This window comes from Streptosporangium sp. NBC_01639, from assembly GCF_045209755.1.
Taxonomy (GTDB): Bacteria; Actinomycetota; Actinomycetes; order Streptosporangiales; family Streptosporangiaceae; genus Streptosporangium.
This window is the reverse complement of the sequence record NZ_CP109272.1, coordinates 8,315,591-8,339,040: the sequence shown is the minus strand read 5'-3', so window position 1 is coordinate 8,339,040 and position 23,450 is coordinate 8,315,591. Positions and strand designations below refer to the sequence as shown.

Sequence of the window (23,450 nt, the reverse complement as noted above, 5' to 3'; positions counted from 1 at the left end):
CGAGACAGCCGGAGGCCCCTGCCGTCCGCGTCTTCGGGCCGGACCGGCACCGGCCCGACTTCTCTGTCGGCTGCCTCCGGCTACCCGCAACGGGCCGTCATGATCGATGATGGGAAGCGATGTCATCAGATCGACTTGCCCGCGCCACCGCCTCCCTCCACGGCCTGGCCCTGGGTGACGCACTCGGCTCGCAGTTCTTCGTCCCCGCCAACCGCCAGGCCCTCACCGACCGCACGCTGCCACCCGCACCGTGGCAGTGGACCGACGACACCGAGATGGCCTGCTCGATCTACCGGATCCTGGCCGACCACGGAACCGTCGACCAGGACGAGCTCTCCGCGAGCTTCGCCGTCCGCCACGACTTCGACCGGGGGTACGGCCCGGCCACCAACCGGATGCTGCGCATGGTCCGCGAGGGCGGCGACTGGCGGGCGCTGGCCGCCGAACTGTTCGACGGGAAGGGCTCGTGGGGCAACGGCGCCGCCATGCGGGTCGCGCCGCTGGGCGCCTGGTTCGCCGACGACCCGGCGCACGCCGTACGGCAGGCGGAACTGTCCGCGCAGATCACCCATACCCATCCCGAAGCCGTCGCCGGAGCGGTCGCGGTGGCCGCCGCCGCGGCGATCGCCGCATCCCAGCCCCGGCTCGGTCCGGGCCGGTTCCTCGACCAGGTGCTGGCGCACGTGCCCGCGGGTTCCGTGCACAACGGGATCAAGGAGGCGAGGCATCTGCTCACCATCGGCGACCCGCTCCTCGCCGCCGGAATCCTCGGCAACGGGCGCAACGTCAGCGCCCACGACACCGTCCCCTTCACGCTGTGGGCCGCCGCCCGCAATCTCGACGACTTCGAGCGCGCCTTCTGGACCACCGCCCAGGCGGGTGGTGACATCGACACCACATGTGCGATCGTCGGCGGCGTCGTCGGCGCACGCGTCGGCTCCGGCGGCCTGCCGCCCGACTGGCTGCGGGCCTGCGAGCCGATGCCCCGCTGGGCGGCCGTACCCGGCCCGGAGCACCCGGCCGCCGGACCGGTGCCACCGCCCGCGGACGGCTCGGATCCGAGCCGCTGAGCGGCACGCCCCCGGCGGGACGCCACGCCCCATGTCGCCGGCCCCGATGAGGCGACGGGACGGCCGGGGGAAATCCCGTTGCCGGGGAATCGCCGTTTCGGCACCCTGGTCGGCATGAACGTGCCCTACCGGCAGGTCCGTGCCGTCTACACCGAGGAGTCGATCACCGTTTACCAGGCCTACGACCCGGCCATCGCCGGTCCGGCCGTCGCCGCCCAGAGTTTCGTCCCGCCGTTCAGGCGTGAGCGGATGACCTGGATCAAGCCGTCGTTCTTATGGATGATGTACCGGTGCGGCTGGGCCACCAAGCCCGGCCAGCGGCGCGTCTTGGCCATCGAGATCACGCGTGACGGCTTCGAGTGGGCGCTGGCGAACTCCTGCCTCAGCCACTACGACCGTGAGCGGCACGCCGACCGGGACGCATGGGCGGAACGGCTCAGGAGGAGTCCGGTCCGGATCCAGTGGGATCCCGAACGCGACGGCCGGCTGAACGCCCTGCCGTACCGGTCCCTGCAGATCGGCCTGTCCGGCGAGGCCGTGGACCGCTACACCGACGAGTGGATCACTGCCGTCACCGACGTCACGGACCTGGCCGGCGCGGTCCGGGCGGGAGAGCACGGAGCCCTCCCGGCCGAGCGGCCTTACCCGCTCCCACCGGACGTGGCGGAGATCGTCGGCGCCGATCCCGGATGATCGGCCCGCGCCCCTGGCCAGGACGGGGGTCGTCTCCCACTTCGGCAGGGGTGTCGCGGTCAACCGGGGAGGGCGGCGGTGAGGTCCGGCTCCACGAGCTGACCGGTGCAGCCCGGTTGCGCGACGCCGAGCAGCGTGCCGGCCGTGCCGTAGGCCGCCGCGAGCGCCGAGCCGGTCAGCCGCCGGGGCCCGCCTCGTTGTCGGGGGCACCGTCGCCACTGGTCGGCAGGTCGCCCCGCTCCACCGGACCGGGCGGCGGCACGGGTGTCGCGGAGCCGTCTCCGGTCGCATGCCGGGCTCCGGACACGGCCGCCTTCAGCGCGGCGCGGTCCACCTCCCCGATACGGCCCTTCAACCAGATGAGGTGATCGGCCCGGACCGCCGTGTACTCGTGGCGCCCACCACCCCAGCGGTACCAGCCCGCCTCGTCGCGCTCGCACCTGACCGGAGCCGTCGGCGGGTCGGCGTCCGTGATCGGCGTGTCGGCGCAGAGGGCGTCGCCGAACGTGCCGCGGTCGACCCTCAGCTCCACCTGCCGCCCTTCCGGAGAGACATAGAAGGCTCCGAAGCCCTCTTCTCCGACCCCGCCGATCGACTGCTCGGCCAACTCGTAGCCCGGCAGGTCGACCAGATAGACCAGGTCCGGGGCCACGCCCTGCGCCCGCACCCGGTCCAGCACGTCCTGGCTGAGCGACGCCTCCGAGCCGCAACCGGACACGAACATCCCGAGGAGCACGAGAGGGACAAGACGACGCTTCATCACATCTCCTTGAGCGTGGACACCCCGCCTTCAGGCGGGAGATCATCATGACCGTGGCGCGATGACCGATCAAATGATCTCTGCGGGTGTGCCCGAGTCGCCGTTGACCAGGTAATCGGCAACGAGGTCGCCTAGCCCGATCGGGTAGACGGTCTGGCCGCCGGCGGACAGCTCAAACAGGGTCCACCAGCGCCAGGCGCGGATGTCGTCGGGCTGGGTCGCTCGTTCAGGGTCAACGTCGGCGGCGCGAACCCGGGCGACGTAATACTTCTCTACCTGCCGTACCGGCCGGCCGCCGACGAGATGTTCCTTGCTGCGGACCGCGAGCTGGGGACCGAGGTCGATGCGCTCAACGCCGAGCTCCTCACGGGCCTCCCGCAACGCGGCCGCCTGGTGGTCCTCGCCGAGCTCCAGCGACCCACCAGGGGTAGCCCAGAAACCACCATTTTCCTCGTAACGGAGTAAAAGCAGCCGGTCGTCCTCGTCAAGGACGACGACGCGAGCGGCCTGACGCACAGCAAGGGTGGGCATACCCGCCATTGTTGCAGGTCAGATTTTCTCCACCAGGTGGTCTCCGATACATAGGGCGTCCAGGTCACTGGCCTGGAAGGTGGCCAGCTCGGCCACCCGGAGATCGCGGTGCTGCTGCTGGAGGAAGGCATGGCCGAGCGCAGCAGCGACTACACCCGTGACACCGTGCTCGGCCTGACCGCGATCGCTGACGCCCAGCTCGACCAGCGCGACCTGGACGGCGCGGTCAGCATCACGCGCCGCGCCGTCGAGCTGGTCACCGCCGTCGACTCCAGCCAGGTCGGTGACCAGCTGCGCGCCTTCGGGCAGCGGCTCCCAGCGGGTGAACCCGCAACGGCGGAGTTCTGCGGTTGCCTGGACACCTTGCCCTCACCGGCCTGAAGGGTGGTGCGGCCGGGGGATACGACAGAAAGAGGCCATCCCTTACCACAAGGTCGGCGAGCTGCTGGTCTATCGCGGAGGTGAGCGCCGTACTGTGCGGACCCATCTGCAGTAGCGCATCAGCCAGCTCGCGCGGCGTGCACATAAGCGTCCAGTCCCTGGAAACCGGCATCCGGGACTGGATCAGCCAATGGAACGACGACCCTCAGCCGTCCGGGTGGAAGAAGACCGCCGAAGAACTCCTCGAATCCCTCGCTCGATATTGCCGACGAATTTCAGACGCGGGACATTAGCCCTTGGCGAGGGCGCGGCTGATCACCAGGCGCTGGACCTGGTTGGTGCCCTCGACGATCTGCAGGACCTTGGCCTCGCGCATGTAACGCTCGACCGGGAAGTCCTCGACGTAGCCGTAGCCGCCCAGGACCTGAACGGCGTCGGTGGTGACCTTCATGCACATGTCGGTGGCGAACAGCTTGGCCATGGCGGCCTGCGTGCCGTACGGCCGGCCCGCCTCACGCAGGCGGGCGGCGTCCAGGTAGAGGGCGCGGGCGGCGGCGATCTGGGTGGCCATGTCGGCGAGCATGAAGCCGATCCCCTGGAAGTCGACGATGCGCGAGCCGAACTGGCGGCGCTCCCTGGCGTAGGCGCCCGCGGCGTCGAGGGCGGCCTGGGCCACGCCGACGGCGCAGGCGGCGATGCCGAGCCTGCCGCCGTCCAGGGCGGCCATGGCGATGCGGAAACCCTCACCCTCCGCGCCCAGGAGCGCGTCGGGTGCGAGCCGTACCGAGTCGAAGCGCACCTGGGCGGTCGGCGAGGCCTTCATCCCCATCTTCCGCTCGGGCCGGCCGAACGACAGCCCCTCGGTCCCGGCGGGCACGTGGAAGCAGGAGATGCCGCGCCCGCCGTCGTCCGCGGTGCGGGCCATCAGGGTGTAGAAGTCGGCGGCGCCCCCGTGGGTGATCCAGGCCTTGACCCCGTCCACGGTGTAGCCGTCGGCGCCGGGCACGGCGCGGGTGGCCAGGGCGGCGGCGTCGGACCCGGACTGGGGCTCCGACAGGCAGTAGGCGCCCAGCCACTCACCGCCGAGCATGTCCGGCAGCAGCGCGGCGCGCTGTTCGGGGGTGCCGTAGGCGGCGACGGGGAAGCACGACAGGGTGTGCACCGACAGACCGAGGCCGACCGCCAGCCAGCCGGCGGCGAGCTCCTCGATCACCTGGAGGTAGACCTCGTACGGCTGCGCCGCGCCACCGTGCTCCTCGGGGTAGGGCAGTCCGAGCAGCCCGGCCCGGCCGAGGGTGGTGAACACCTCGCGGGGGAAGCGCCCGGCGGACTCGTCGGCCGACGCCCGGGGCGCGACCTCCTTGGCGATCAGATCACGGACCAGCTCCAGCAGGTCGTGAGCCTCGGCGGTCGGCAGCACACGCTCAACGGTCAACTCTGCTCACTCCAGATCGTGGAAGTGGACGACAATCGGGGCGACCGGGATCGCCGGTCATCCCGATTGTGGCACTTGTTACACGATGACGAGTTCGCGAGGCCGGTGGTTGACCCGCTCGCCCCCCTCCTCGGTGCAGACCAGGATGTCCTCGATGCGGGCGCCGTGGGCCCCGCGCAGGTAGATGCCCGGCTCGACGGAGAAGGCGAAGCCCGGCGCCAGCGGTTCGGTGTTGCCCGCGACGATGTAGGGCTCCTCGTGGGTCTCCAGGCCGATGCCGTGGCCGGTGCGGTGGATGAAGTGCTCTCCGTACCCCTCGGCGTCGATCACCTCCCGCGCGGCGGCGTCGATCGCCTCACAGGGGACGCCGGGCCGTACGGCCTCGCAGGCGGCCTCCTGGGCGCGCTGGAGCACCTCGTAGTACTTCGCGAAATCGGAAGGGGGCTCCCCCACGGAGTAGACCCTGGTGGAGTCGGAGCAGTAGCCGCTGGGCATCTGGCCGCCGATGTCGACCACGACCGGCTCACCGGCCTGGATGACCCGGTCGGACAGTTCGTGGTGCGGGCTGGCGCCGTTGGGCCCGGAGCCGACGATGACGAAGTCGACGGTCGAGTGTCCCGCCGCGACGATCGCCTCGGCGATGTCCCTGCCGACCTCACGCTCGGTACGGCCGGCCCGCAGGAAGCCGGGCACCTGGGCATGCACGGCGTCGATCGCGGTACCCGCCTCGCGCAGCGCGGCCACCTCGGCCGGGCTCTTGCGCATGCGCAGCCCCCGCAGAACGGTCCCGGCGAGCACCTGTTCGGCACCGGGGATCGCGTCGCGGAAACGCAACGACTGCATCGCCCACATGCGGTCGGCCAGGCCCACCTTCGCGACTTCACCCAGGCGGGCGGCGACGACGGCGTAGGGATCGTCGGTCTCGTCCCAGGGCACGAACTCGATGCCGAGCCTCGACGCCGGCGAGTGCTCGGCGGCGGCCAACTCCAGGCGGGGCACCATGAGGAAGGCGTCACCCTCGGCCGGCAGCACCAGGCAGGTGAGCCGCTCCAGCGGCAGGGCCTCGTAACCGGTCACGTAACGGAGGTCGGGACTCGGCGTCAGCAGCAGCGCACCGAGGCCGGCGGCGGCGGTCGCCTCCCGGGCTGCGGCCAGACGGGCGACGGGATAAAGGTCAGAAGACTCCATTGTCACGCCAACCAATCTAATCCCGGACGCGTCATCATCACAGGCGGCCCCGGCGGCTACGAGAAAGTCCCAGGAAAAGTAGCCGGACCGGCCACGACATCACTACACTCTGTCAAAGGACGATTACATTTTGTCTCCAGAATGTCCGTACGACCCCACATTTTGAGAGCGAGCTACATGGTCGGCGTAGTGGGCGGCCACCAGCCCCCCCTCCACCCACGAAACGACCACGTGACCGGTTCCGCCCCGCTGACCGCGGCAGAGATGGTGCAGCGGTTGCGCGGAGAGCTGGACGAGCACATGGCCGTGGAACGACAACTTCTCACCGCGCGCTTGGCACGCGCCGAGCGACTCGGCGACCTCGGCTGGGCCGAGTGGAACCTCCAGACCGGAGAGTCCGCCTGGTCCGACCAGACCTATGCCATCTTCGGCCGCGATCCCGACGAGGGCCCCATCCACCTGCGCGACCTGGCAGGCCATGTCGACGTGGCCGACCGGACAGAGCTGGACCGGCTGCTCCGGACCGTGGTGCACGGCGCCGCGGCCGGACAGGCCGAGTTCCGCATCCACCGCCGAGGAGAGGTCCGCAACCTGCGTGCGGCCCTGGACCTCGTGACGGCCGGTGGGCACAGCGCCGTGCACGGAGTGATCCAGGACATCACCGGCCGCCGCCGCGCCGAGCGGGTCGTGTCCGAGTCCCGGCGCCAGCTTCTGGAGGTGCGCGAACAGGCGGCCGAGGAGCGGCACCTCACCGGGGCGCTGCGGGACGCGATCATGCCCGACTTCGGGGACGCCGCCGACCTGCCCAATGCGCGGATCAATGTCCGTTACATCCCGGCGGGCAAGACGGGCGGCCTCGGCGGCGACTGGTACGACACCACCGTCCTGCCCGACGGCCGGGTGGTGCTGACCATCGGCGACGTGGCCGGACACAGCCTGCCCGCGATCGCCCAGATGTCGCGCCTCCGGCACGCGCTGGTCGGCCTGGCCATGACGGGCGAGTCCTCCGACAAACTGCTGACCTGGCTGAACGTCCTGGTCATCCACCGATTGGCGGAGACCACCGCGACCGCGCTCATCGGCCACCTCGATCCGGCCACCGGCCTGTTCACCTGGAGCCAGGCCGGTCATCCCGCACCGATCCTGATCCGGGACGGGGTGGCCGTCCAGCTCGATCCGCCCAGCGGGGTGCTGCTGGGGGCCACGCTCACGGTGCCGTACGAACCGGCCAGCGTGGAGCTGCTGGCGGGGGATCTGCTGCTGCTGTTCACCGACGGGCTGATCGAGCGGCGGTCCCGCGACATCGACGAGGGGCTCGCCCTGGCCCTGACGGCGGCGGCGGACCTCACCGGAGACGACCTGGAGACGGGGCTGGACCGGCTGATCCAGGCGGTCGGCGGCCCCAACCCCGAAGACGACACCTGCGTGCTCGCGATCGGAGTGCTTGGTCGAGGAGTGCTTGGTTAAATGGTCGGCATGCCTGGGCTGATGCTTCTCGACACCCCCTCCCTCTACTTCCGCGCCTTCTACGGAGTGCCGGAGTCGATCACCGCTCCCGACGGGATGCCGGTCAACGCGGTCCGCGGTCTCATCGACATGATCGCCATGCTGGTCCGGCAGCACTCCCCCGGCGAGCTGGTGGCGTGCATGGACGCCGACTGGCGTCCGGCCTTCCGCGTCTCGGCGATCCCGACCTACAAGGCGCACCGGGTCGCCTCGGGCGACGTCGAGGAGATCCCCGACACGCTCGCCCCGCAGGTTCCGGTGATCGAGCGCGTGCTCGACGCGGTGGGCATCGCCCGCGTCGGCGTGCCCGGCTACGAAGCCGACGACGTGATGGGCACGCTCGCCGTCCGGGCCAAGGGGCAGGTCGACATCGTCACCGGAGATCGGGACATGTTCCAGCTGGTGGACGACGCCCAGCCCATCCGGGTCCTCTACATAGCCAGGGGGGTCAAGAACCTCGAACTCGTCGACGAGGGCGTCGTGGCCGCCAAATACGGTGTCCCCGGCCGCTCCTACGCCGACTTCGCCACCCTGCGCGGCGACCCCAGCGACGGCCTGCCCGGCGTGCCGGGGGTCGGCGACAAGACCGCGGCCACGTTGATCACCCGGTTCGGCTCACTGGAGGCACTGCTCAGAGCCGTGGACTCCGGCGGCGACCTGACCGCCGGTCAGCGCGCCAAGCTGAGCGCGGCCCGTGACTACCTCCGGGTCGCCCCAGCGGTGGTCCAGGTCGTCCGTGACGTACCGATCCCGGAGCTGGATCTCACCCTTCCCGGCAGGGCGCGCGACCCCCAGGCGATCACCGCGCTGGCCGAACGCTACGGCCTGGTCAGCCCTCTGGGCCGGCTGGCCGAGGCACTCGCGCAGACGTCCGCGGGCTGAGTCGCCGCCGTCCCGGTCCGGCCTGGGTATCCGGCCCTCCGGGCGGCCGGCCACCCAGCCCGTGACCTGCCCGGAAGAGCCGTCAGGTGGGGCGGGCGCGGCAGAGGGGCGGTAGGTTGACTGCCGTGCCTGCCAAGAGCATTCGGGTGCCCGGAGCATCCCATCCCCGGCTCGACGACGGGTTCGAACGGATCCGCCGGGAGCTGCGGCTGCCGGCCGGGTTCCCCCGCGCTGTGACCGACGAGGCCGAGTGGGTCGCCGAGGTGCCCGCGTTGCCCACGCTGGACCGGACCGACCTGCCGTTGATCACCATCGATCCGCCCGGGTCCATGGACCTGGACCAGGCCATGCACCTGGAGGAGCGCCCCGGCGGCTACCGCGTCTGGTACGCCGTCGCCGACGTCGCGGCATTCGTACGGCCGGGCGGGACGATCGACGCCGAGGCGCGCAGCCGCGGCGAGACCGTCCACCTGCCCGACCACCGGGTGCCGCTGTATCCGGCGATCCTGTCGGAGGGCGCCGCCAGCCTGCTGCCGGGGGTGACCAGACCTGCCGCGCTGTGGTGCGTCGACCTGGACGCCGACGGTCAGACCGTGGGCGCCGACGTGACCCGGGCTCTGGTGCGCAGCCGGGAGCGGCTTGACTACGACTACGTGCAGGCGGCGGTGGACACCGGCACCGCCGACGGTACGTTGCGGCTGCTGGCCGAGATCGGCCGGCTCCGGCTCGCCCTGGAACGGGCCAGGGGCGGGGTCACCCTGCCGAAGCCCGAGCAGGAGGTCGTCCCCGTCTCCGGCGGCTACCGGGTGGAGCTGCGCGCCTCTCTGCAGGCCGAGTCCTGGAACGCCCAGATCTCGCTGCTCACCGGCATGGCCGCCGCCTCGATGATGCTGGACGCCGAGATCGGCCTGCTGCGGGTGCTCCCACCCGCCCCGGCCGAGCAGGTCGCCCGGGTCCGCCGGGTGGCCGCCGCGCTCGGCGTGCCGTGGCCGGAGAACACCGCCTACGGCGACGTCGTGCACGGGCTCGACCCGAAGGTCCCCGGACAGGTGGCCTTCCTGAACGAGTCCACGGTCCTGCTGCGCGGGGCCGGATATGTGGCCTTCAACGGCGAACCACCCGCGCAGGCGGACCATGCGGCGGTGGCCGCGCCGTACGCGCACGTGACCGCGCCGCTGCGCCGCCTCATCGACCGCTACGCCACCGAGATCTGCCTGTCGGTCGCGGCGGGCGAACCGGTTCCCGAGGAGATCCAGAAGGCCATGGGCGAACTGCCCGGCATCATGCACACGACGGGACGGCGCGCGAGCGCCGTCGAGCGGGCGTGTGTGGACCTCGTGGAGGCGTTCGTACTGCGGGAGCGGGTGGGCCAGACGTTCGAGGCGGTGGTGATCGACGTGGACGACGGGCACGCGTCGGGGCAGGTGCAGATCGACGATCCCGCGGTGGTGGCCCGTTGCGACGGCGAGGGGCTCGAACTGGGCAAGCCGGTCCAGGTGCGGCTGACCCGCGCCGACCCGGCCACCCGTGAGGTCCGCTTCACCGTCTTCGACTCTCGGTAGTCGTCTGAGGGCCTCAGACGATCCGGTCCGGTGGTGCCGTGCCCACCCGGCTCGGCTCGGCTGCCTCGGTGCGCCGGCCCGCCGCAGCGGGACCCCGACGGGCCGAGCGTCAGGAGGCCGCGTCCGGGGGCACGGACGCGGCCTCGGCCACGGGAGAGTGGCGACTTACCTCTTCAGGCTCCACCCCGTGCCGACACCCGCGAGGTGCAACGCGACCGCGACCAGGCCCAGGAGGACGAGGGTGGCGACGGTCACGACGCTGCCGACGGCCACGCCGGCGAGCTGGAAGATCAGTGCGAGTGCGAACAGGAGTGCGGCGACCAGGGCGAACATTCCTACCTCCTTGGGCAGGGGTCCAAAAGGTTCCGCCATGAGGATGTCCACGGCGGAAACCCCGGAAACGGCCCCTGAGGTGACGTTGCGCGCACCAACCGTGACAAGGTATTGACCGGGCGGTCAGTTGGTCCGTGCCCCCGAGCCGGGAGAGCTCAGGTGAGGGAGGAGTAGGCGACCACCCCGCGCCGGAGCGCCTCCATCGCCTTCCCCGCGTTCTGCTTGACCTTGCTGCTCCTGGGGGCGGCGTCGGCGATCTGGCCGAGCAGGTCGAGCAGCTGCTTGACCCAGCGGACGAAGTCACCGGCCGCCAGTTCGGATCCGTTGACCCCGTCCCTCAGCACGGCGTCCAGGTTGCCGCCCTTGGCCCAGCGGAAGGCCGGCCAGGCGAACCCGAGGTCGGGCTCCCTGATGAAGGACAGACCGTTGTCGCTCTCGATCGACTCCAATTCGCCCCAGAGACGGACCATGTCTCCCAGGGCCTGCTGCGCGCCGCCTGCGGGGATCCTCGGCTGGCGGGCGTCGTCGGCCTGCCTGGACTCGAAGACCAGGGAGGACACGACGGCTGCCAGTTCGGCCGGGTCCAGATCCTCCCAGAGCCCGGACCGCAGGCACTCGGCGGTGAGCAGGTCGAGCTCGGTGTAGATCTGGGCCAGCCGGCGGCCCTCGGCGGTGACGTGCTCGCCGTCGAGGTAGCCGAGCTGGTCGAGGACGGCGCAGACCTTGTCGAAGGTGCGGGCGATGACGTGGGAACGGCCCTCGACCCGGCGGCGCAGCCCCTCGGTCTCGCGCAGCAGCTTGTAGTAACGCTCGGCCCAGCGGGCGTGGTCCTCGCGCTCGTCACAGCCGTGACAGGGATGCTGGCGGATCGCCTTGCGCAGGCGGTTGATCTCTTCGTCCTCGGCGGCGTGGTCGCGTGCCCTGACGGGTTTGCCGAAGTCACGGTCGCCGATCTTGGCGTGCACGGAGGCGACCAGGTTGGCCCGTTCCTTCGGCGAGCGTGAGTTGAAGTTCTTCGGGATGCGCAGATGCTCGACCGGTTCGACCGGGACCGGGAAGTCGACCGGCGACAGCTTCTTGACCTGTTTGCCGATGGTCAGCACCAGCGGCGAGGGGCCTTCGCCCCGGGAGTTGAGGCCGGGATCGAGGACGACGGCCAGACCGGCGCGGCGGCCTCCGGGGATGCGGATGATGTCACCGGGTTTGAGCGCCTCCAGCGAGCGCAGCGCCTGTGCCCTGCGGGCCGCACCGCGCTGGCGCGACAGTTCGGCCTCCCGGTCGGACAGCGCCCTGCGCATCGCGGCGTACTCCTCGAAGTCGCCCAGATGGCAGGTCATCGCCTCGCGGTATCCCTCCAGGGCCTCCTCCGCGCGGCGCACCTGCTTGGCGATGCCGACCACCGCGCGGTCGGCCTGGAACTGCGCGAAGGAGGACTCCAGGAGCGTCCGAGCGCGTTCCCTGCCCACCTGACCGACCAGGTTGACCGCCATGTTGTAGGAGGGGCGGAAGCTGGAGCGCAGCGGGTAGGTGCGGGTGCTGGCCAGACCGGCGACCTGCAGCGGGTCCATGCCCGCCTGCCACTGGACCACCGCGTGGCCCTCCACGTCGATACCACGCCGCCCTGCCCGGCCGGTGAGCTGGGTGTATTCGCCAGGTGTGAGGTCGGCGTGGGTCTCGCCGTTCCACTTGTCGAGCTTCTCGATCACCACGGAGCGGGCGGGCATGTTGATGCCCAGCGCGAGGGTCTCGGTGGCGAACACCGCCTTCACCAGGTTGCGGGTGAACAGCTCCTCGACGACCTCCTTGAAGGCGGGGAGCATGCCCGCGTGGTGGGCCGCCAGGCCGCGTTCGAGGGCGTCGCGCCATTCGAGATAGCCGAGGACGGCCAGATCCTCGTCCGGCAGGTGCGCGGTGCGCTCGTCGACGATCTGACGGATCTGGTGGCGTTCGGTGTCGGTGGTGAGCCGGATGCCGGCGTGCAGGCACTGCTCGACGGCGGCGTCGCACCCGGCACGGGAGAAGATGAAGGTGATCGCCGGCAGCAGGCCGCCGGCGTCGAGGCGCTCGACGGCCACCGCCCGGTCGGGCGGAGCCGACCGGCGCGGGCGGGAGTAGCCGCGCCGGCCCCTGCCGTAGGACTGGCGCTCCTCGTCCCTGGCGATCCGCACCAGGTGGGGGTTGACCTGCGGCCGGCGGCCCTCCTCGTCCATCAGGAACAGGTCGTAGAGACGGTTGCCGACGAGCATGTGCTGCCAGAGCGGGACGGGACGGTGCTCGTCGACGATGACGCTGGTGTCGCCGCGGACCTCGCCCATCCACTCGCCGAACTCCTCGGCGTTGCTGACGGTGGCCGACAGGGCGACCAGCCGCACCGACTCGGGCAGGTGGATGATCACCTCTTCCCAGACCGCGCCGCGGAACCGGTCGGCCAGGTAGTGCACCTCGTCCATGACCACGAAGCCGAGCCCCGCCAGGGTGCCGGACCCGGCGTAGAGCATGTTGCGCAGCACCTCGGTCGTCATGACGACGATCGGGGCGTCGCCGTTGATGCTGTTGTCGCCGGTGAGCAGGCCGACCTTCGCCGAGCCGTACCGCCTGACCAGGTCGTTGTACTTCTGGTTGGACAGCGCCTTGATCGGGGTGGTGTAGAAGCACTTGCGGCCCTGTTCCAGGGCCAGGTGCACCGCGAACTCGCCCACCACGGTCTTGCCCGAGCCGGTCGGGGCCGCCACCAGGACCCCATCGCCCGCGTCCAGCGCCCGGCAGGCGTCGAGCTGGAAGTCGTCCAGCTCGAAGTCGTACAGACCGCGGAACGAGGTCAGCGCCGGCCCACTGTCAGCCTGGCCCTGACGGAAAGCAGCGTAACGTTCCGCTGGGGTCGTCATAGCCTCCACCCTACCGATATCGGGATTCCGGTCCGTCCGTCGTACGCTCCGCGGCCCGACCGGGTTCCGCACGGCGGCCGGACCTCGGCAGACGTGCCCCACCGTGCCCGCGGCCGGCGCCCGGCGCGGGCCGTCCTGCCCGGACCCGGACGGCGGTCGCGGCGACCGCCGGCTACGTGAACACGCGTAGCGAACCGGGGACGATCTCGCAGGTGAACGGGGCCGGTCCGACCCGCTCGCCGTCGGCGTAGGCGACCACGCCCGGGGCCTCCAACGTGATCCGGCGGGCGCGTCTCGTCACGACGGCGGGGTGGGTGACGTGGGTGCCCCGGTAGACCCGGGGAAAGGTGCGCAGGAACTCGCCCTTGGGCATGGCGCCGAGCACCGTCACATCCAGCAGGCCGTCGTCGGGGACCGCGGCCGGGCAGACCCGCATCCCGGCGCCGTAGGAACGGGTGTTGCCGATCGCGACCAGCATGGCCTCCTGCTCGAGGATCTCACCGTCCAGGTCGATCCGGAACGGGACCGGCCGGAAGGAGCGGAGCTCCTCGGCCAGCGCGACCAGGTATTTCGCCATACCGGGCGGCCAGGTCATCCGGTTGGCCCGCTCGTTCACCCGGGAGTCGAACCCGCAGGAGACCACACCGGCGAACCACTCGTCCCTGCCGATCTTCGCGGCGTCGATCGTGCGGGACTCGGCCCTGAGCACGACGTCGGCGGCGGCAAGGGTGTCCTTCCTCGGCAGGCCGAGCGCGCCGGCGATGTCGTTGCCGGTCCCCACGGGGATGACGCCCAGCGGGACATCGGTGCCGGCGACCGCCTGGACCGCCAAGTGGACCAGGCCGTCCCCACCGAAGGCCACCAACGCGTCCGGGCCTTCGGCGACGGCCGTGCAGGCACGTTCCAGGGCGTCGTCCGGCGACTCTCCGACGATCACCGAGACCTCCGCGCCGCCTTGCCGGAGCCTGTCGAGGACAGGGGCGAGCAGACCGCGTGAGCGGCCGCCACGGGCGGCTGGATTGACGAGAACAGCGATCTCTCCGGGCACAGACCGGAACTTATCGCCTATCGGTTGGTATCGACATCCGTCGTGCCCAAATCGAGAGGAGAAGCCTCGTCCTTGAGGGGTGAGGCCTCGTCGTCGGCCAGCTGGGAGAAGTCCTCGTCCTTCGGCAGGCGCCTCTCCCGCAGATACATGAAGGCTTCGGCGAAGGCGAACAGGATGACCATCGGCAGAGCCAGCGCGATCATCGTGAACGGGTCGCCGCCCGGGGTGGCGACCGCCCCGAAGACGAACATGATGAAGATCACCATACGGCGGTGCTTGGCGACCAGCGCGTGCGGCAGGACTCCGATGATGTTCAGGAAGACCATCAGCAGTGGCAGCTCGAAGGAGATGCCGAACACGATGATCATGATCAGCGCGTAGCTGAGGTATTCGTCGATCGTGAGGCTGGTGAGCGTGCCGGGCGGGGCGAATCCGAGGAGGATCGACAGGCCCGTGTCCATCACGAAGTAGGCCAGGGCCGAACCCGCGAGGAACAGCGGGACGGCCAGCAGCATGAACAGGACCGAGTAGCGCTTCTCGTTGCGGTAGAGGCCGGGGGTGACGAAGCCCCAGATCTGCCAGAGCAGCACCGGCGACGACACGACCAGGCCGAACATCGCCGCGACCTTCAGATTCACGAAGAAGGAGTCGAAGACGCCGAGGATGAGCATCGTGCACTGCCCGGGCCGCAACTGCTGGGCCTGTTGCAGCCCGCAGTACGGCTCCTCGAGGAACTTCCAGATCGGATCGAAGTAGATGAATCCGATGACGATTCCCACGACCAGCCCGAGCAGCGCGATGATCAGCCGGTTGCGCAGCTCACGGAGATGAGCCATGAGCGGCATACGGCCCTCGGCCGAGTCGTCGGGCGATACCGACCCGTTACGGCCCGGTTTGGGCCATTTCAGCAGCGCCATTCGCGAGTCCCGGTCCGAGAAGTGAGTTGATCAGGGTGGACTGAAGCCTACTGGGGCTTCGGAGCACCTGCCTGAGCCCGCAGCCGGGCCGCCTGCTCCTCCAGGGCACGGGCCTGCTCCTCGGCCGACAGCGTGGGCGCGGCCGGGGTGATCGGCTGCGGAGCCGGAGCGGCGGGCTGGGGCTGCGCCTGGACGGTCGCCGTCGCGGTCGTCTGGGCGTCGGGGTCGTCGTGAAGCTTGGAGGTCTCCGCCTTGAAAATCCGCAGTGACCTGCCCAGTCCGCGAGCGGCGTCCGGCAGCTTCTTGGCACCGAACAGCAGCACCAGGATCAACCCGATGATGATCAGCTCAGTAGGTCCCAGGTTGGGCATGACACATCCTTAAGCCGAGCGACATGCAATCTCTCGTCACGATCGTACGCTGCCCGGAGCACAGACTCATCCCTTCGGGTCACGTATTGTCCTGGCACCGCGGCCGGACGGGACCCGCACCGACTCCAGTCGGCCGCGCGTCCGGGCGACCTCCCGGCCCAGCCCACGGGCGGCCAGCAGCACGCGGAAGCCCAGGGATCCGAGGACGAGCAGTCCCGTGAAAGCCAGCGCGACGGCGGCGAAGATCCAGCCCATGTCGTGAGATCTTAACCTGGCGGTCAGCCGGCCGACGCGTGAGGAGCCCCCTCAGGGGGCCGAGGCGTAACGACTCAGCGCCGAAGACGCGGCCTCCCGCACGCTCTCGGCCAGCGAGTCGGGGGAGAGCACCCGCCCGGTGTCGCCCAGGCGCAGCGCCAGCCGTACCAGCCAGCCCTGGTCACGGGCCCGCAGCGCCACCCGCAGGCGGCCCTCGCCCAGCTCCTCCACCTGGTCACACGGGTAGTATTCGGCGACCCAGCGGCCGGCCGGGGTCAGCTCCAGCTCCACCAGCTCGTCGGTCGGGGAGGGCCGGAACACCCCCGAGGTGACCTCCTCTGGCACGGCGCCGGCGGGCGGATCCGCGGCCACGTCGAGCAGCTCGACCGTGAGCATCCGGTCGAGCCGGAACAGCCGCACCGCCTCGGCCCGGTAGCACCAGCCGGACAGGTAGGAACGGCCGTCCACCACGACCAGGCGCATCGGGTCGACCTCGCGCGGAGTGACCTCGTCGCGGCCCGGCACGTAGTAGCGCAGCGACAGCCGCCTGCCGCGCCGCAACGCCTCGTTCACGGTGGGCAGCGCGTCGGGGGTGGCGTCCACCTCGACGGCCACCTGGCTGCTGACCGCCGCCGCCCCCTCCACCGAGGCCTGCTCGAACTTGGCGATGACCCGGGCCAGCGCGTCGCGCTCGCCGAACTCGGGCATCTCCGCGAGCATCCGCAGGGCCACCAGCAGCGCGCTGGCCTCGTCCACACCCAGCCGCAACGGGCGGGCGATGGTGTCGGCGTTGTCGATGACGATCTCGCCGCCGTCCCACGACACGTCGATCAGGTCACCCGGGGTGTGTCCGGGCAGCCCGCACATCCACACCAGTTGCAGGTCGTCGATGAGCTGCTTCTCACTGAGCCCGAAGATCTTCGCCACCTCGGGCACCTGGGCCCCGGGATGCGACATCAGGTAGGGCACCAGTGCCAGCAACCGGGGCAACCGGTCGGCCGTACTCATGATTCACTCCGTTCCGCGCCCGCGACGCACCGCTCTCCCCCATGCGACTCCCCCGTGCACGGCCCGCGGCCGCCCCGCCGAGCGCCCCTCACGTCAGGGCCCCCTTCAGCCTGCGGATCACGGCGTCGCGCGCGTCCGGCGGTCCGGCCACCTCGGCGTCGGCCGCGAAGCCGACGACCCACCCGGCCAGCCGCTCGGGATCGCTGAAGACGACGTCCAGCTCGTCCCACCCGCCGGTTCCGGGCCGTACGGCCCCGGCCACCTGGCGCAGCCCCTGGCAGGTGCCCTCGCGGACCCGGATGAGCGCGGTGCGTTCGGAGACCGGCAGCTCGTGGTAGCCGACCATCGACTTGATGTCGACCCCTTCGGGCACCACCACCGTCCCGGGACGGCCCACCGGGGTGACCTGGCCGCTGATCCGGCTGAGCCGGAACGCGCGGGCCGCGTCGCGGTCGCGGTCGTGGCCCACCACATACCACCGGCCCCGGCGGCTGACCACGCCCCACGGCTCCACCGTGCGGGTCAGCACGCTCTCGCTGGCCGCCGCCCGGTAGGCGAAACGGACCGCGCGCCGGTCGCGCACGGCCTCCCAGAGCGCGGGGAAGGCGGGGTCCTGGGTGTCGACCCGCAGTTCGAGCGCGCCGCCGAGCATCCCGCCCGCCTCGTCGGTCTCCACTCCCCCGGCGCGCAGCTTCAGCAGCGCCCCGCTGGCCGCCTCGGCCAGGCTGGCCCGCTGCCACACCTGGGCCGCCAGGCCCACCACGGCCACCTCGTCGGGCTCCAGGGTGATCTCCGGCAGCTCGTAGGCCTGCGGGACGATCCGGTAGCCCGGATCCTCCTCCCACGGGTCCTTGTAGACCTCGATCGGAATGCCGATCTCGCGCAGCTCGTTCTTGTCGCGCTCGAACATCCGCTGGAAGGCCTCGTCGTTGGCGGCGTCGTAGCCGGGCACCGCCTGACGGATGTGCTCGGCGCTGAGCGGCCGCCGCGTGGCGAGCAGGCAGATCACAAGGTTCAGCAACCGCTCGGTCTTCCGGCGCGACATCCGGCCTCCCTCCCTGTTCAGATGACTCTACGTCCAGGTGACGCTACTCTTCCCCGCGTGATCAGATGGCGCAGGGGCGAGGTCGTACGAATCCGGCGCGAATGGCCGGGGGCGGTGGAGCTCGACGTCACCACCGAGGATGGCAACGCGCGAGCGCTGGCCTATCCCGCCCTGGTGGGACGCCCGGAGCCCGGCGACGTGGTGTTGCTCAACACGACCGCGCTCGCGATGGGCCTCGGTACGGGAGGTTACGCCATGGTGGTGGCACTTCCCGACCGTTTGCCAGAAGATCCGCAAGGTCCCGGACACCTGGTGAAGGCACGTTACACCCCGCTGCAGACGACCGTGCTCGGCGCCGACGAGCAGGACTCGCCCTTCCACGAGGTGCTGCGCGAGGCCGACTCCCTGGACGGCATGCCGGTGATCGTCGCCGACCTGCACTCGGCGCTTCCGGCGATCCTGTGCGGCCTGTACGGCTCGCGTCCGCCGAGCGCGCCCGGGGACAGGGGCGACCAGGAGCGGGAACCCGGGATCCCGCGGGTCGCCTACGTGATGCTCGACGGCGGCGCCCTGCCCGCCTGGTTCTCCATGTCGTGCGCCCGGTTGAAGGAGGCCGGCTGGCTGTGCGGGGTGGTCACGGTGGGCCAGGCCTTCGGCGGCGACGTGGAGGCGGTCACCCCGCACACGGGCCTGCTGGCCGCCAGGCACGTGCTGGACGCCGACGTGGCGATCGTCACCCAGGGTCCGGGCAACCTGGGCACCGGCACCCGCTGGGGCTTCTCCGGCGTCTCGGCGGGGGAGGCGGTCAACGCCGCCGCCGTCCTTCAGGGACGCCCGGTCGCGGCGCTGCGGATCAGCGAGGGCGACCGGCGCGAGCGCCACATCGGCGTCTCCCATCATTCGCTGACCGCCTACGGCCGGGTCGCCCTGGCCCCCGCCCAGGTCGTCGTGCCGGAGTTGCCGGGCGACTTCGGCAGTCGGGTGGCCGAGCAGTCGGAGCCGCTGGCCGTCCGGCACGAGCTGGTCGGAGTCTCGGTGGACGGGCTCCGTGAGGCGCTCCTGGGCTCCCCGGTGCGGCTGTCGACGATGGGGCGGGGCCTGGACGAGGACCTGGCCTATTTCCTGACCTCGGCCGCCGCCGGCCGCCACGCGGCCTCGCTGCTCTCGTAGAAATCCTTGAAGGTGAAGGCCTGCGGGGTGGGGCCTTCGGCCTTGAGCAGTTCCAGGCGGCCCATGCCCTCCTCCAGCGTCGGGGTGTACCCCTCGGGGATCCACCACATCACCGTGTACGGCTCCGCCGCGCGCAGGAACCACTCCCTGCGCCGCTGCAGGACGCCCAGGTGGGCGCTGCGGTAGACGAAGTCCCACAGCGTGTCGCGCGACTCCCACACCGAGAAGTTGATCAGCAGATGGTCGCCGTAGTCGTGCTCGACCGTGTCCTGCGGGCTGTCACCGCCTTTGAGCCGCCATACGAAGCCGGGTGCCGTGTCGGAGATCTGGTTGATGGGCTCGAGCGCCGCGATGAAGTCGGCGAGTTCGGGGGATTCCTTGGGCGCGCGCATGTGGGCGACGTTGAGCTGAGCCAGGTGCATGGTCATCAGCAGACCATCCCGGCCCCTTCTATGTCAATAATCATTATTTTTAGAAGTTCTCCGCGGAGAAGGAGACACAGCACTCACCCGGCCTGGGGTCCAGCCGGGCCGTCGCGGCCCCCTCTCCGATCCCGGCCAGGATCCCCTCGCAGAGCGCGAGGTTCATCGAGCAGACCAGCAGCGGATGCTCTTCGGCGAGGACACGGAACGGGCAGTTGCGCAGCCGCAGGCGGCCGTCCTCCTCGTAGGGCTCGTAACCGCGCCGCCGCAGCACCTCACCGAGGTCGTCGCCCGGCGCGACGAGCCCGGCGCCCGCCCGCCGCGCGGCGTGTTCGGCCTGCTCGTCGGCGCCCAGCAGCTCCACCACCTCGGCCAGCACCCGCGCCGGCGTCCGGTAGTCCCGCGCCGGGACGCTGACCTGCCACTCCCCCGGCGCCCTGCGATAGACCTTCGCCGGACGACCGCTACCCGGCCCGGACCTGTCCGTCAGACGTTTGAACCCCGACTCCAGCAGTCCGGCCTCGACCAGCTTGTCCAGATGGAACGCGACCAGGGTCCGCTGCACCCCCACCGCCTCGGCGGCCTCGTTACGCCCCACCTCACGGCCCTGAGAGGCGACGTAGTCATAGACGGCCCGCCGTACCGGATCCTGCAGTAGTGCCACCGCACCGAGGTCATCACCGCTCACAGCCGGGATTCTAGGGCGCGTTCCGTGGCCCCCGGCACGGCGGGGATCCACGGAACACGCCCCGGCGCGGGACGGGAGAAGGTCCGATCAGTAGGCGGCGACGACGTCGACGAGGAAGACCAGGGTGTCGGTGCCCTTGATCTTGTCGCCGGAGCCCTGCTTGCCGTAACCGAGGTCCGGCGGGATGCTCAGCAGCACCCGGCTGCCGACCGGTACGCCGACCAGGCCCTCGTCCCAGCCCTTGATGACCTTGCCGGTGCCGATCTGGAACATGATCGGCTGGCCGCCGCGCGACCAGCTGCTGTCGAACTCGACGTCCGATCCCCAGATCTTCCCGGCGTACTGGACCAGGATCGACTGGCCGGACTTGACCGCCGGTCCGCTGCCCTTGATGACCGTCTCCGCGACGAGCTTCTTGGGCGCCTTCTCCTTGGTCTTGGTGGTGAGCTTGGGCGCGGCGTCACCACCGGGGTTCTCCACCTTGACGCCCTTGAGGCCCGGGTCGGTCGCGGTGCCCTGGGCCGCCTTGCCCTCGGGGACGCCGACCACGTCGACCACGAAGACCTGCGACTGGCCCGCGGGGACCTGCGCCTGCTGTTCGGCGGGCACCGAGTCCTTGGCCACGACGGACAGGAACCTGCCGCCGCCCTTGGTCTCGGTGAACCCCTTGCGCAGGATCTCCGGGACCTCCTGGTTGATCGTGATGAGCTGGGGGCCGCCCTCGTCGTAGGTCGAGCCGGTCTGCTTGTTCTCCTTGCCGTCCCAGGTGAAGACCGTGAAGTTGGCGACCACGCTGCCGCCCTCCTTGGCGGCGGCACCGACGGTGCCGGGGGTGATCACCTGGTAGGAGGAGGTCTCGACGACCTTCGCGGGGAAGGCCACGCTGGGCTTCGCGTTCGGCGCTCCGGTCACCTTCAGTGCCGAGGCACCGCCGGCGGGGCTGCCGGAGGCGGCGCCCGAGGCGGTGCCGGCATCGCCTCCCGAACCACAGGCGGCGGCGAACAACAGAGGCACTGAGGCCAGTACGGCCAGGCTGCGGCGGCGCATAGATATCCCTTTAACAGACGTCAGGTTCGCGCCACACTACCCGGCCGGACATATGGATGGGTTAAGCCCACAACCGATCTTGCCTAAGCGTGACCATCACATTCCCGCGATCAGCTTGTCCACCCTCTCGTCCACGCTGCGGAAGGGGTCCTTGCACAGGACGGTGCGCTGCGCCTGGTCGTTGAGCTTCAGATGCACCCAGTCGACGGTGAAGTCGCGGCGCTTCTCCTGCGCCTTGCGGATGAACTCCCCGCGCAGCCGTGCCCGGGTGGTCTGCGGCGGGACCGACTTGGCTTCGAAGATCTTCAGGTCGGAGGCCACCCGTTCCACCGCGCCGCGCTTCTGCAGCAGGTAGAACAGACCACGGCGACGGTGCACGTCATGGTAGGCCAGGTCGAGCTGGGCGACTCTGGGGCTCGACAGGGGCAGGTCGTACTTCTTGCGGTAGCGCTCGATCAGCTGGTATTTCGTCACCCAGTCGATCTCACGGGCGACCCGGTCCAGGTCGCCGGTGTCGACGGCGTCGAGTGTCCGCTCCCACAGCTCCAGAACCCGGTGGCTGATCTCGTCACCGCCGCGGCGGTCGACGAAGTCGCGGGCCTTGGAGAGGTATTCCTGCTGGATCTCCAGCGAGGACGCCTCCCTGCCGTTGGCCAGCCGCACGCGCCGCCGCCCGGTCATGTCGTGGGAGACCTCCCGGATGGCGCGGATCGGGTTCTCCAGTGACAGGTCGCGCATCACCGTGCCGGCCTCGATCATGCGCAGCACCAGGTCGGTCGCACCGACCTTGAGCAGCATGGTCGTCTCGCTCATGTTGGAGTCGCCGACGATGACGTGCAGGCGGCGGAAGCGCTCGGCGTCGGCATGCGGCTCGTCACGGGTGTTGATGATCGGGCGGGAACGCGTGGTCGCGCTGGAGACGCCCTCCCAGATGTGCTCGGCCCGCTGGGAGACGCAGTAGACCGCTCCACGGGGGGTCTGCAGCACCTTGCCGGCGCCGCAGATGATCTGCCGGGTCACCAGGAAGGGGATGAGCACGTCGGCCAGGCGGCCGAATTCGCCGTGCCGGCCGACCAGGTAGTTCTCGTGGCAGCCGTAGGAGTTTCCGGCCGAGTCGGTGTTGTTTTTGAAAAGGTAGATGTCACCGGCGATGCCCTCTTCGCGGAGCCTCTTCTCGGCGTCGACGAGAAGCCCTTCCAGGATGCGCTCACCCGCCTTGTCGTGGGTGACGAGCTCCACGACGTTGTCACATTCGGGGGTGGCGTACTCGGGGTGGCTGCCCACGTCCAGATAGAGACGGGCACCGTTGCGCAGAAAGACGTTGCTCGATCGGCCCCAGGAGACGACCCGGCGGAATAGATAGCGCGCGACCTCGTCGGGCGACAGCCGCCGCTGCCCCCTGAACGTGCAGGTGACGCCGTACTCGTTCTCAAGCCCGAAGATGCGACGATCCATTGCCTCACACTATTCGCCGAACCCCTCTTGCGGGAGGGATCAATGGGGTTTTCGGTCGTACGGCTTATGCCCCCGGGGTGAACTGTTAAGCATGAGCACGGCTCGCGCCCCGCCCGCCCTGCCGCGCGGGTCCTACGGGACCGAGCCGGATCGTCCGTCCTGCCGGAAGATCTCGACGGCCTTGACGGTCCGAGGTCCGGCGACGCCGTCTCGGGGAGCGCCGTGCCCGACCGGCGCGGCGCTCCCCGAGGCGGCACGGTGTCAGGGGGTGTAGATCTCCTGGACCTTGACGATCGCACCCCGGTAGACGGTGATCAGCGCAGGGCGCCGAAGCTTCTTGACCCTGGTCAGCAGCGAACTGCGGGAGCAACGTCCGGCGCCCAGCCCCTGCCTGTTCACGGTGGTGTCCGTCATCTTGGCCGAGCAGCCGAAGGCGCTCAGGAAGACGACGTTCTCGGCCACGGGCGAGGCGTAGGCGGTGCCGTCACCCTCCGGCGGGCCCACGAAGTAACCCTCGGTGTATTTGGCCCTCCTCCACTTGATCGGCTCGTACTCCACCTGCCCGGAGGACACGTGGGTGATCCAGCCGCGCAGGACGCCGTCCTTGCGGGGACTGATGCGCTTGGTGAAGTCGTGACCCAGATCGGTCTGGAACGTCGTCCCGAAGATCTTCGGGGCGGGGAAGTCGGGGACCGCCGCGGCTTCGGCCGGGACCACGCCGGCCAGGACGACGGAGAACGCGACGGGGAGCGCGGCGGCGATGGCCTGCCAGGAGCGTGTCATGCCCGGTACGACGAC

24 protein-coding genes are annotated in these 23,450 nt (G+C 70.5%); 7 read left to right on the top strand and 17 right to left on the bottom strand.

Annotation, left to right across the window (positions count from 1 at the left end; genetic code table 11):
• Window positions 1–119: 119 nt before the first annotated feature.
• Window positions 120–1,070: an ADP-ribosylglycohydrolase family protein gene (locus OHA77_RS37920; RefSeq protein ID WP_406313978.1), complete on the top strand. Its 951-nt coding sequence runs from the start codon at window positions 120–122 to the stop codon at window positions 1,068–1,070.
• A gap of 114 nt (window positions 1,071–1,184) precedes the next feature.
• Window positions 1,185–1,763, top strand: a complete 579-nt coding sequence (locus OHA77_RS37915) for a DUF4291 domain-containing protein (RefSeq protein WP_406313976.1) — start codon at window positions 1,185–1,187, stop codon at window positions 1,761–1,763.
• A gap of 175 nt (window positions 1,764–1,938) precedes the next feature.
• On the opposite strand, the gene OHA77_RS37910 is transcribed toward OHA77_RS37915, so the two are convergent.
• Window positions 1,939–2,523 (bottom strand): hypothetical protein, encoded by a 585-nt coding sequence (locus tag OHA77_RS37910; protein WP_406313975.1) that lies wholly within the window; start codon window positions 2,521–2,523, stop codon window positions 1,939–1,941.
• Between the two features lie 69 nt (window positions 2,524–2,592).
• The gene (locus tag OHA77_RS37905; RefSeq protein WP_406313973.1) at window positions 2,593–3,054 is read right to left on the bottom strand and encodes an NUDIX domain-containing protein; all 462 of its coding nucleotides are present in this window, start codon (window positions 3,052–3,054) and stop codon (window positions 2,593–2,595) included.
• A 108-nt stretch (window positions 3,055–3,162) separates the two neighbouring features.
• Between OHA77_RS37905 and OHA77_RS37900 the strand changes: the two genes are divergently transcribed.
• Window positions 3,163–3,435, top strand: a complete 273-nt coding sequence (locus OHA77_RS37900) for a hypothetical protein (RefSeq protein ID WP_406313972.1) — start codon at window positions 3,163–3,165, stop codon at window positions 3,433–3,435.
• A gap of 289 nt (window positions 3,436–3,724) precedes the next feature.
• Here the strand turns inward: OHA77_RS37900 and OHA77_RS37895 are convergent, their stop codons facing one another.
• Both OHA77_RS37895 and OHA77_RS37890 read right to left on the bottom strand, forming a co-directional pair.
• Window positions 3,725–4,870 carry an acyl-CoA dehydrogenase family protein gene (locus tag OHA77_RS37895; RefSeq protein WP_406313971.1) on the bottom strand — a complete coding sequence of 382 codons (1,146 nt, stop codon included), beginning with the start codon at window positions 4,868–4,870 and terminating at the stop codon, window positions 3,725–3,727.
• Window positions 4,871–4,948: 78 nt separating this feature from the next.
• Entirely contained in the window at window positions 4,949–6,058 is a 1,110-nt protein-coding gene (locus OHA77_RS37890; protein ID WP_406319943.1) for a M24 family metallopeptidase, read from the bottom strand.
• A gap of 231 nt (window positions 6,059–6,289) precedes the next feature.
• Here OHA77_RS37890 and OHA77_RS37885 point away from each other — a divergent pair, with 231 nt between their 5' ends.
• From OHA77_RS37885 to OHA77_RS37875, 3 genes are all read left to right on the top strand, one after another.
• Window positions 6,290–7,525 carry a PP2C family protein-serine/threonine phosphatase gene (locus OHA77_RS37885; protein ID WP_406313970.1) on the top strand — a complete coding sequence of 412 codons (1,236 nt, stop codon included), beginning with the start codon at window positions 6,290–6,292 and terminating at the stop codon, window positions 7,523–7,525.
• Window positions 7,526–7,534: 9 nt separating this feature from the next.
• Window positions 7,535–8,446 carry a 5'-3' exonuclease H3TH domain-containing protein gene (locus OHA77_RS37880; RefSeq protein ID WP_406313969.1) on the top strand — a complete coding sequence of 304 codons (912 nt, stop codon included), beginning with the start codon at window positions 7,535–7,537 and terminating at the stop codon, window positions 8,444–8,446.
• Window positions 8,447–8,571: 125 nt separating this feature from the next.
• Window positions 8,572–10,008: an RNB domain-containing ribonuclease gene (locus OHA77_RS37875; RefSeq protein ID WP_406313968.1), complete on the top strand. Its 1,437-nt coding sequence runs from the start codon at window positions 8,572–8,574 to the stop codon at window positions 10,006–10,008.
• A gap of 165 nt (window positions 10,009–10,173) precedes the next feature.
• Here OHA77_RS37875 and OHA77_RS37870 read toward each other — a convergent pair whose 3' ends face one another.
• The 8 genes from OHA77_RS37870 to OHA77_RS37835 all read right to left on the bottom strand — a co-directional run bounded on the left by OHA77_RS37870 (window position 10,174) and on the right by OHA77_RS37835 (window position 17,870).
• Complete coding sequence (locus tag OHA77_RS37870; protein WP_326823397.1) at window positions 10,174–10,380, bottom strand: hypothetical protein; 207 nt, start codon at window positions 10,378–10,380, stop codon at window positions 10,174–10,176.
• Between the two features lie 116 nt (window positions 10,381–10,496).
• Window positions 10,497–13,226, bottom strand: a complete 2,730-nt coding sequence (locus OHA77_RS37865; protein WP_406313967.1) for a DEAD/DEAH box helicase — start codon at window positions 13,224–13,226, stop codon at window positions 10,497–10,499.
• 172 nt (window positions 13,227–13,398) lie between these two features.
• A complete protein-coding gene (locus tag OHA77_RS37860; RefSeq protein ID WP_406313966.1) occupies window positions 13,399–14,274 on the bottom strand; it encodes a diacylglycerol kinase in 876 nt (291 codons plus the stop codon).
• 17 nt (window positions 14,275–14,291) lie between these two features.
• Window positions 14,292–15,191, bottom strand: coding sequence for a twin-arginine translocase subunit TatC (gene tatC, locus OHA77_RS37855; RefSeq protein WP_406313965.1), 900 nt, complete (start codon window positions 15,189–15,191; stop codon window positions 14,292–14,294).
• A gap of 47 nt (window positions 15,192–15,238) precedes the next feature.
• The gene (gene tatA, locus OHA77_RS37850) at window positions 15,239–15,562 is read right to left on the bottom strand and encodes a Sec-independent protein translocase subunit TatA (RefSeq protein WP_406313964.1); all 324 of its coding nucleotides are present in this window, start codon (window positions 15,560–15,562) and stop codon (window positions 15,239–15,241) included.
• 66 nt (window positions 15,563–15,628) lie between these two features.
• Entirely contained in the window at window positions 15,629–15,817 is a 189-nt protein-coding gene (locus tag OHA77_RS37845) for a hypothetical protein (protein WP_406313963.1), read from the bottom strand.
• Between the two features lie 51 nt (window positions 15,818–15,868).
• Complete coding sequence (locus OHA77_RS37840; RefSeq protein ID WP_406313962.1) at window positions 15,869–16,825, bottom strand: helix-turn-helix transcriptional regulator; 957 nt, start codon at window positions 16,823–16,825, stop codon at window positions 15,869–15,871.
• An 88-nt stretch (window positions 16,826–16,913) separates the two neighbouring features.
• A complete protein-coding gene (locus OHA77_RS37835; RefSeq protein ID WP_326823404.1) occupies window positions 16,914–17,870 on the bottom strand; it encodes a WYL domain-containing protein in 957 nt (318 codons plus the stop codon).
• 57 nt (window positions 17,871–17,927) lie between these two features.
• Between OHA77_RS37835 and OHA77_RS37830 the strand changes: the two genes are divergently transcribed.
• Window positions 17,928–19,040 carry a DUF3866 family protein gene (locus OHA77_RS37830; protein WP_406313961.1) on the top strand — a complete coding sequence of 371 codons (1,113 nt, stop codon included), beginning with the start codon at window positions 17,928–17,930 and terminating at the stop codon, window positions 19,038–19,040.
• Here OHA77_RS37830 and OHA77_RS37825 read toward each other — a convergent pair.
• The 5 genes from OHA77_RS37825 to OHA77_RS37805 all read right to left on the bottom strand — a co-directional run bounded on the left by OHA77_RS37825 (window position 18,986) and on the right by OHA77_RS37805 (window position 23,435).
• Window positions 18,986–19,468: a DUF3291 domain-containing protein gene (locus OHA77_RS37825; RefSeq protein ID WP_406313960.1), complete on the bottom strand. Its 483-nt coding sequence runs from the start codon at window positions 19,466–19,468 to the stop codon at window positions 18,986–18,988. The genes OHA77_RS37830 and OHA77_RS37825 overlap by 55 nt on opposite strands.
• A gap of 43 nt (window positions 19,469–19,511) precedes the next feature.
• The gene (locus tag OHA77_RS37820) at window positions 19,512–20,150 is read right to left on the bottom strand and encodes a helix-turn-helix transcriptional regulator (protein WP_406313959.1); all 639 of its coding nucleotides are present in this window, start codon (window positions 20,148–20,150) and stop codon (window positions 19,512–19,514) included.
• Window positions 20,151–20,237: 87 nt separating this feature from the next.
• The gene (locus OHA77_RS37815; RefSeq protein WP_326823408.1) at window positions 20,238–21,197 is read right to left on the bottom strand and encodes an FKBP-type peptidyl-prolyl cis-trans isomerase; all 960 of its coding nucleotides are present in this window, start codon (window positions 21,195–21,197) and stop codon (window positions 20,238–20,240) included.
• Between the two features lie 96 nt (window positions 21,198–21,293).
• Window positions 21,294–22,652, bottom strand: coding sequence for a Pup--protein ligase (pafA, locus tag OHA77_RS37810; protein WP_326823409.1), 1,359 nt, complete (start codon window positions 22,650–22,652; stop codon window positions 21,294–21,296).
• A 261-nt stretch (window positions 22,653–22,913) separates the two neighbouring features.
• Window positions 22,914–23,435 (bottom strand): hypothetical protein, encoded by a 522-nt coding sequence (locus tag OHA77_RS37805; RefSeq protein ID WP_406313958.1) that lies wholly within the window; start codon window positions 23,433–23,435, stop codon window positions 22,914–22,916.
• Window positions 23,436–23,450 lie beyond the last annotated feature (15 nt).